Here is a 4,335-nt window from a genome sequence, read left to right as displayed (position 1 = left end):
ATTTATCCTGAAATTTTAAACCTACATTTTCAAATATTAATTGCTTAAGCGTAAGTTTTAATTCTGCTGTATCCTTATTTTTTGTTGTTGATTTATTTCCTGTAAATGCATCTACAATAAACTGGTAATTAAAATTGCAATGGGTACCAGGGTAAAATAAAATGCTGTTGTACCATCGTACAAATCAAAAATAAACCCTGTAATTAATGATCCGCAGCTGCCTCCAATTGCTGAAAAAACAATAATAAGACCAGACATTAATGCATGTTTTGATTTGGGTAGCGAACTTAAAATAGCAGAATTAATGGAAGGATAAATTGGAGCTAGAAATAAACCAATGAGTGGAAAAATATAAGCTGCCAATGGTGCATCAAACCATCCTGTTGCTGCACTTACATTTACATTTTTTGCCAAAGGCATTGCAATTAATACCATAGCTGCAGCTAAAAGCAGGCAACTTATTAAAACATAAAACCAGGGAATTTTTTTAAGTACCACCCCTGCTAAAAAACGGCCTAATGCATAAGAGCCTGCTAAAATACTGCCCATCTGTATACTGAGCGCATTAGGAAGCTGTAATACTTTTTGATTAAATGTGGGCAAAAAATTTTGAATACTCTGTTCAACCAATACATAAAAAAATGCAGCGCAAAGAAAAGCTACTATTATAGGCTTGGCCATTAAAGTAAACATTTCAAAAAAGTTAGCTGATCCTTCAGTTTCATTTTTCTGCACACCTGATTCATCTAAATTTGAGGTTAACAGTAACAGGAAAGCTACAATAGAAATACCGCCAATTAAATAATATGATTTAAGCCAGGCGGTTGATTCAGGATGTGCATCATCAATAAAATAACTGAAAATAAAATACAAAGCAAAGTTGCCTACCGTAAAAAAAGATTCTATAAAATTCATAAATCTGATATGCTCTTTGGAATCTTTTGTTATTATTCCGATAGTACTGTACACCGACATTTTAATTAAAGCAAAGCTTGCTCCTACAATTACAAACAATAATTTTATTGCCAAAAAACTGGGTACGTTAGGAATAACGAAACAAGTTGCAGATACCACACCCAAAGCAATAAGCATAGCTCTTTTATAACCTAACCTTACAATAAAAGATGCTACTAAAAAAGACATGATGGCAATACTCAGATCTTTGCAGGGATCAATCCATGATGCTGCTTTACTGTTTACACCAAAGTTATTTTGCACCTGGGTTATAGCAATACCCGAACTATTCAGCAATATGGCAAAAACAAAATAATTAAAGAAAAGCGAAATCTTAATTTTCAAATTCGTCATACAGCAAGCTTAAGATAAATAATAAAAAAGGAGTTAACAAAAGGGAAGATAATAATTATTATTCGCTTTCTGTCTATAACGATCCCCCTTGTACCAAAACAGAATCAACAGTAACCTCCTGCATAAAAGTACTGCCCGATAAACAATCTGTCATTCTTTTAAATGCCAGCTTGCCTAATTTATAGCCACTCGTTTCTATAAATGTAATTTTAGGATTGTACATGGTAGGTATCAACCCGTTGCTGATAGATATTATTCCTACATCTTCAGGCACCCTCAAACCCTTTTCATGTACTGCCTGCATAACACCAATAAGTATTAGGTCGCCCATGCAAAAAATAGCATCCGGCTTTTTTATATTTTCAAATGCAGCTAAGGTAAATGCTTTTGCTTCGGCTATAGTTAATGGAAACTGATTATCAATTACTGCATCTTTTGCTTTACTTTTAAATGTTTCATTAAATGCTGCAAATCTTTTTTGAGAGATGGTTAATTTAGGATGACCGAAAAGTGCCAGCACCTGTTTCTTTTTCTTCTCAATCAAAATATCTGCAGCCATTGTTGCGGCAACTTTATCGGCAAGGCAAACTTTATTGCATTGCTCAAAGTCGGGCACCCTGTCAAAAAAAACAACCGGTATTTTCTTTTCCTGCAATCTTATAAAAGAAGAAATATCATCTGTTTCGCCGGTGATGGAAACAAACACGCCTGCAATTCTGTTATTTTTTAAAAGCTTAAGGTTAGCCAGCTCAATATCTTTACTTTCGCCGGATTGCATAATAAGTACCGAATAACCTGTTGCTCTTGCCTCTTCTTCTACAGCAACCGTAAATGAATCGTAAAAAAAATTATCTAAAGAAGGTACTATTATACCAATGATATTACTGGTATTATTACGAAGGTAAATGGCATTTCGGTTTGGCTCATAGTCTAAAGTTTCGGCAAGTTCTTTTACTTTCCGTTTTGTTTCTTCCGAAATATCAGGATGATTTTTTAGTGCCCTTGATACTGTTGACACACTTATTTTTAAAATCTCCGACAGTTGTTTTAGTGTAGCTTGTTCCATTTTGGTATGGTGAAAATAATATTATTTTTCGTTAAATAACTATCATTTTCAAAATCTTTACAGTTAAACTGTATCGCATTAAATATTTTTCTTCACCAACATCATTTGCCCTAAATGATAAGCATCGTGTTGCAGGCAGCCCATTATTAATTCGTAAAAAGTTTGATTTTTTCTTACTGTTGGTTTCTCTAAGTGCTCCTCTTTTATATTGTGTAATGCAGTACGCAGTAAATGATAAGCCGCTTCAAAATCATGCAGGGTTTGTTTCCAGTTAGCAGCAGTAATTTTTTCTGGCAATAAAAAATCTGCAAATGGCGGCGGGTTACTGCTGCCGGTTAAGCGGTTTACAACTGTGGTACGCCAGTAAATAATATGCGCTGTTAAATGCCAGATACTGTTACCATTTTCAGATATGATATGTGCAGCCGATACAGCATCCACGCCGTGTAAAGTTGTTTTAAAATTATTGCCAATCCAGCAATCGCCATGCTGCAGGGCTTCAAATAATTTTACTATGCGGTTAATTTCAATACCCATATTTTTGTTATTAGAAGGTGTAAGGAAAATATAATTTAAACCAGCAAATTAAAAGGCTGTAACAAAATTAGCATTTCAACCATCAACTTTCAATTTTCAACTTTTAATTATATGGATTTACAATTCAACAAAAACGAAGATGCACTTAAAATGGCCTGGAGCCGCACTAAGCAATATCTTGAAAAAATATACGAAGGCGGGGGCAAAAAAGCAGCCGCCAAACAAAAGGAAAGAAATAAACTTACCGCAAGAGAACGCATTGCTTACTTGTGCGATGCAGATAAATCTTTTATAGAACTTGGTGCATTTGCCGGTTTTGAAATGTATGAAGAGCAAGGCGGCTGCCCTGCAGGTGGTACTGTAAGCGGCATAGGTTATGTAAGCGGCAGGCAATGTATAATTGTTGCCAACGACCAAACGGTAAAGGCTGGTGCCTGGTTTCCTATCACCGGCAAAAAGAACTTACGCATGCAGGAAATTTCGATGGAAAATAAATTACCCATTATTTATTTGGTGGACAGTGCCGGAGTTTTTTTACCCATGCAGGATGAAATCTTTCCCGACAAAGAACATTTTGGAAGAGTGTTCCGCAACAATGCAAAAATGAGTGCCATGGGCATTACACAAATTGCTGCGGTAATGGGTGCCTGTGTTGCAGGCGGGGCTTACCTGCCCATTATGAGTGATGAAACTTTAATGGTAGAAGGTAACGGTTCCATTTATTTAGCCGGGCCGTATTTGGTAAAAGCCGCCATTGGAGAAGATATTGATAACGAAACGCTCGGTGGTGCAGAAACACATAATGCCATCAGCGGTATTGCCGATTATAAATTTGCTACCGAGCATGAATGTTTAGATCACATAAAAAAAATATTCAGCAAATTAGGTAAACCGCAAACTGCCGGTTTCAACAGGATAAAAAGTATTGCACCTAAACCTGCAGCCGGAGAAATTTATGGCATCATGAGCGAAGGCAACACCAAACCTTACGACATGGTAAAAATTATTGAGTGCATAACGGATGCGGATAGCTTTGATGAATTTAAACAGGAGTATGGCAAAACAATTGTTTGTGGATACGGCCGCATTGAGGGTTGGGCTGTGGGTATTGTTGCCAACCAACGCCTGATAACAAAAAACAAAAAAGGCGAAATGCAATTGGGCGGCGTAATTTATAACGACAGTGCCGACAAAGCCGCAAGATTTATTATGAACTGCAACCAGAAAAAAATTCCTTTAGTTTTTTTACAGGATGTTACTGGTTTTATGGTGGGCAGCCGCAGCGAACACAGTGGCATTATTAAAGACGGTGCCAAATTAGTAAATGCGGTGGCCAATTCTGTAGTACCAAAAATTACCATCATTATTGGCAATAGTTATGGTGCCGGCAATTATGCCATGTGCGGCAAAGCTTACGACCCCCG

4 protein-coding genes are annotated in these 4,335 nt (G+C 36.6%); 1 reads left to right on the top strand and 3 read right to left on the bottom strand.

Annotated features, from left to right (window positions below; genetic code table 11):
* Positions 1–111: 111 nt before the first annotated feature.
* The 3 genes from ACY65O_RS02100 to ACY65O_RS02090 all read right to left on the bottom strand — a co-directional run bounded on the left by ACY65O_RS02100 (position 112) and on the right by ACY65O_RS02090 (position 2,911).
* The gene (locus tag ACY65O_RS02100) at positions 112–1,308 is read right to left on the bottom strand and encodes an MFS transporter (RefSeq protein ID WP_462219197.1); all 1,197 of its coding nucleotides are present in this window, start codon (positions 1,306–1,308) and stop codon (positions 112–114) included.
* 73 nt (positions 1,309–1,381) lie between these two features.
* The gene (locus ACY65O_RS02095) at positions 1,382–2,374 is read right to left on the bottom strand and encodes a LacI family DNA-binding transcriptional regulator (RefSeq protein WP_462219196.1); all 993 of its coding nucleotides are present in this window, start codon (positions 2,372–2,374) and stop codon (positions 1,382–1,384) included.
* Between the two features lie 78 nt (positions 2,375–2,452).
* Positions 2,453–2,911 (bottom strand): DinB family protein, encoded by a 459-nt coding sequence (locus ACY65O_RS02090; protein ID WP_462219195.1) that lies wholly within the window; start codon positions 2,909–2,911, stop codon positions 2,453–2,455.
* A 111-nt stretch (positions 2,912–3,022) separates the two neighbouring features.
* Here ACY65O_RS02090 and ACY65O_RS02085 point away from each other — a divergent pair.
* A partial coding sequence (locus ACY65O_RS02085) for an acyl-CoA carboxylase subunit beta (RefSeq protein ID WP_462219194.1) occupies positions 3,023–4,335 on the top strand: 1,313 nt, incomplete at its 3' end.

The sequence above is a fragment of the Ferruginibacter sp. genome, assembly GCF_031430955.1.
Classification (GTDB): domain Bacteria; phylum Bacteroidota; class Bacteroidia; order Chitinophagales; family Chitinophagaceae; genus Ferruginibacter.
The sequence above is the reverse complement of the archived record's forward strand: the minus strand, read 5'-3'. Positions and strand labels throughout refer to the sequence as shown.